Origin of the sequence: Nakamurella sp., assembly GCF_048594475.1 — a bacterium.
GTDB lineage: Bacteria > Actinomycetota > Actinomycetes > Mycobacteriales > Nakamurellaceae > Nakamurella.
On the sequence record NZ_JBMDXT010000293.1, the window covers coordinates 1 to 4,188 of the forward strand.

The following is a 4,188-nucleotide window of genomic DNA, read 5'->3' on the forward strand; positions in this document are numbered from 1 at the left end:
GCGCAGCCGGGGCCACGGTCCCGTCCGCCACCGGCGGCGGAAGGTCCGCCGGGCCAGGGCCGGCGCGGCCCGCCGCGGGTCGATCCCGGCCGCCACCCGCACCGCGCGCAGGCGGGCGAGCGCGTTGATCGGCCCGGCCGCGCCGGGCAGCACGTCGAGCATCCGCAACCACCGGGGGAGCCGGCCGAGCGTGTAGTGCGACCGGGGACGCAGCCGCCCGGCCAGGGCCCGGTCGAGCACCTCCGACTTGTACCGGGCCATGTCGACCCCGGCCGGGCAGTCGCTGGCACAGGCCTTGCAGGACAGGCACAGATCGAGCGACTCGTGCACCGCCGGGTCGCGCCAGTCGACCCGGGCCGTGCCCTGGGCCAGCTCCTGGAGCACCCGGGCCCGGCCGCGGGTGACGTCCTTCTCGTCACCCGAGGCGCGGAACGACGGGCACATGAAACCGCCGGCCGGGCCGGTGTCGGCCCGGCACTTGCCGACGCCGACGCACCGGTGCAGGGCGGCGGTCAGGTCGCCGCCGTCCTGCGTGAAGGCGAACCCCCGGCCGGCCGGCAGCGGCCGGGCCGCCGGCCGCCGCAGGTCGGCGTCCAGCGCGGCCGGCCGGACCAGCACCCCGGGGTTGAGCAGGTCGTCCGGGTCGAACAGGTGCTTGACGGCGGCGAACGGCGCGATCGCGGCGGGCGAGTACATCAAGGGCAGCAGTTCGCCGCGGGCCCTCCCGTCGCCGTGCTCGCCCGAGCAGGATCCGCCGTGCGCGACCACCAGCCGGGCCGCGGCCAGCATGAACGCGCGGAACTCGCTCGTGCCCGTCGCCAGCGGGAAGTCGATGCGGATGTGCACGCAGCCGTCGCCGAAGTGCCCGTACGGCACCCCGGTGAGGCCGGCGTCGGACAGCAGGGTCTCGAACTCGCGCAGGTAGGCGCCGAGCCGATCCGGGGGCACCGCGGCGTCTTCCCAGCCCGGCCACGCCGGCCGGCCGTCGGGCGTCCGCCCGGCCAGGCCGGCACCGTCGGCGCGGATCCGCCAGAGCGCGGTCGCGTGCGGGCCCGCCGGGAGCACGAGGGAGTCGACCGCGCCGCCGTCGGCGACCATCGCCCGGGCCTGGTGCGCCGCCTGGGCGGGGGAGTCGCCGCCCACCTCGACCATCAGCCAGCCGGCGCCCCGCGGCAGGTCGGGCACGGCGTGCGGGCCGCGGGCGTGCCGGAGGACGTCGACGATCCGCGCGTCCAGGCCCTCGACCGCGTGCGGCCGGTGCGCGAGCAGGGCGGGAACGGCGTCCGCGGCGTGCGCCATGTCCGGGTAGCCCAGCACGACCAGCAGCCGGACCGGGCTGATCGGCACCAGCCGGACGGTCGACCGGGTGACCACACCGAAGGTGCCCTCGCTGCCGACGAAGGCGCGGGCCGCGCGGCGGCCGTGCTCCGGCAGCAGGTGCTCCAGGCCGTAGCCGGAGACCTGACGGGAGAACCGCCCGAACTCGGTGCGCAGGAGCCCGAGGGCGGAGTCGACGACGGCGTCCAGGCCGGGCACCTGCCCGGCTCCCGAGCCGAGGGTCGTGCGGCGGCCGTGACCGTCCACCACGTCGAGGTCGATGACGTTGTCGCTGGTCCGCCCGTAGGAGACGGCATGGACGCCGCAGGCGTTGTTGCCGATCATTCCGCCGATCGTGCAGCGGTCCTGGCTGGAGGGATCCGGCCCGAATCGCAGGCCGAGCGGGGCGACCCGGCGCTGCAGATCGGTCAGGACGACCCCCGGTTCGACGACGGCCGTCCGGGCATCGGCGTCGACGTCCAGCACCCGGTCCAGCCGGCCCAGGTCGAGCACGATGCCGGGACCACCCGCGTTGCCGGCGATGGAGGTGCCGCCGCCGCGGGCGGTCACCGGCACCCGATGCGCGCGGGCGACGTCGACGACGGCGGCGACGTCGTCGGCGTCGGCGGGGTGCACGACGACCCGCGGGATGACCCGGTAGTTGCCGGCGTCCGAGGAATATTCGGCCCGGCGGCGCGCCCCGTCCTCGACCGGGCCGGCCACGGCCGCGCGCAGGTCGGCGGTCAGGTCGGCGGCCCTGTCGGCGGCCCCGTCGGCGGGATTGTCGGGGCGGGCTGCGGGCACGTCATCGATCCTGCCTGCCGCAGCCCGCCGCCGGGCGGCCCCCCGCCGATGTCGCCGGCGGTCGACGGCGGGGTTGCCGGCTCGCGGGCTCGTGCCGGTCACCGGAACGGCTTCGTGGTGTCCTCCGGGCGGGCGCCGGCGCCGTCCGGTGGTCGACGGGGGGTGACGCCGGAGATCACTCGTCCGTATCATCCTGTTCATCCGCTTGGCCGCGTTCGGGGCTGCAGTGGACCGAAGATAGGGCCCGGATCGCCGGCCGGGCCGGATCGAGGTGATGTGGCGGACATCGGCGATGGTTGAGTCAACTGAATCGGTTCAGCTACCATCCGTAGCGACCTGTTGACCCAGCCGGGCCGACCGGCCCGCCGACCGGGGTGAGTGACGATGCGCAACGAGGTTCAACTGATCGCCTATGCCGACCGGCTGGGCGGGGATCTGCCCGGCCTGGCCGAGGTCCTGCGGACCGACCTGGCGGGCGCGTTCGGCGGGGTGCACATCCTGCCGTTCTTCACCCCGTACGACGGGGCGGACGCCGGATTCGACCCGGTCGACCACACGGCGGTCGACCCCCGCCTGGGCACCTGGGCCGACGTCGAAGAGATCGCCCGGACCCACGAGATCATGGTCGACCTGATCGTCAACCACGTCTCCTCCGATTCGGCGGCCTTCCTCGACGTCCGGGAGAAGGGTGAGGCGTCGCCGCACTACCCGCTGTTCATGACCATGTCGACGGTCTTCCCGGAGGGTGCCCGGGAGGCGGAGCTGGCCCGGATCTACCGGCCCCGCCCGGGGCTGCCGTTCACGCCCTACCGCCTCGGTGGGCAGCTGCGGTTCGTCTGGACGACGTTCACCCCGCAGCAGATCGACATCGACATCCGGTCCGAGCAGGGTCACGGCTACCTGCTGTCCATCCTGGACGCCGTCGCCGCGGCCGGCGTGCGGCTGGTGCGTCTCGACGCCGTCGGGTACGCGGTCAAGACCGCCGGCACCAGCTGTTTCATGACGCCGGAGACCTTCGACTTCATCTCCGCGTTCGCCGCGCTCGCGCGGGAGCGGGGCATCGAGGTGCTGGTCGAGGTCCACTCGTACTACAAGCGCCAGGTCGAGATCGCCGAACGGGTCGACCTGGTCTACGACTTCGCCCTGCCGCCGCTGGTGCTGCACGCCCTCTACACCGGGGACGGGGCCGCGCTCACCCGGTGGCTGCGGGAACGGCCGCGCAACGCCATCACCGTGCTGGACACCCACGACGGCATCGGCGTCATCGACGTGGGACCGGACCAGACCGTCGAACCGGGGGAGGAGCCGCGGCCCGGACTGCTCACGCCCGCGCAGATCGACGAGCTGGTGGAGGGCATCCACCGGCACTCCGGCGACACCTCCCGGCTGGCCACCGGCGCCGCTGCCAGCAACCTGGACCTGTACCAGGTCAACTGCACGTTCTACGACGCCCTCGGTGCCGACGACGCCCGTTACCTGGCCGCCCGGGTGATTCAGCTGCTGACCCCGGGCGTCCCGCAGATCTACTACATGGGCGCGCTGGCCACCGGCAACGACGTCACCCGGTTGCGGCGCACCGGGGTCGGCCGCGACATCAACCGGCACGTCTACGAACGGACCGAGATCACCGCCCACACCAAGCGGCCCGTGGTCCGGGCGCTGCTGGCGCTGTGCGCCTGGCGCAATCAGCTGCCCGCCTTCGACGGTGACGTCGATGCCGTCCTGGACGGCTCCGTCCTGACCCTGACCCGCCGCGGTGTGGCGGTGCCGGAGGCGTTCGCCCGGGCCGAGGTGGACCTCGCCTCCGGGGCCGTCGCCCTGAGCTGGAGCGGGCCCGCCGGGTCCGGTTCCACCGACGACCTGCTGGCCACTCCGCCGGCGGTCTGAACCACCGAGGGGTCGGCGTCCGGCCGGTCATCGCCCGACGAGCGGTCGGACGCCGCGGTGGGGTGCGGTATTGTCTTCATCGCCCGGGGCAGCCCGGGCGGTGACCGGGATGTGGCGCAGCTTGGTAGCGCACTTGACTGGGGGTCAAGGGGTCGCAGGTTCAAATCCTGTCATCCCGAC

General features: G+C 74.3%; 2 protein-coding genes and 1 tRNA gene. 2 read left to right on the top strand and 1 reads right to left on the bottom strand.

Annotated features, from left to right (window positions below; genetic code table 11):
- The coding region (locus tag ACOJUF_RS13540; RefSeq protein WP_420122365.1) for an FAD-binding and (Fe-S)-binding domain-containing protein at window positions 1-2,121 on the bottom strand (2,121 nt) is incomplete at its 3' end.
- A gap of 384 nt (window positions 2,122-2,505) precedes the next feature.
- On the opposite strand from ACOJUF_RS13540, the gene gtfA reads away from it, so the two are divergent.
- A complete protein-coding gene (gtfA, locus tag ACOJUF_RS13545; RefSeq protein ID WP_420122366.1) occupies window positions 2,506-4,008 on the top strand; it encodes a sucrose phosphorylase in 1,503 nt (500 codons plus the stop codon).
- Window positions 4,009-4,113: 105 nt separating this feature from the next.
- Window positions 4,114-4,187, top strand: a tRNA-Pro gene (locus tag ACOJUF_RS13550).
- Window position 4,188: the final 1 nt, after the last annotated feature.

Coding starts and splice junctions, on each gene's coding strand:
- gtfA (WP_420122366.1), top strand. CDS start 2,506: ATGCGCAACGAGGTTCAACTGATCGCCTATGCCGACCGGCTGGGCGGG.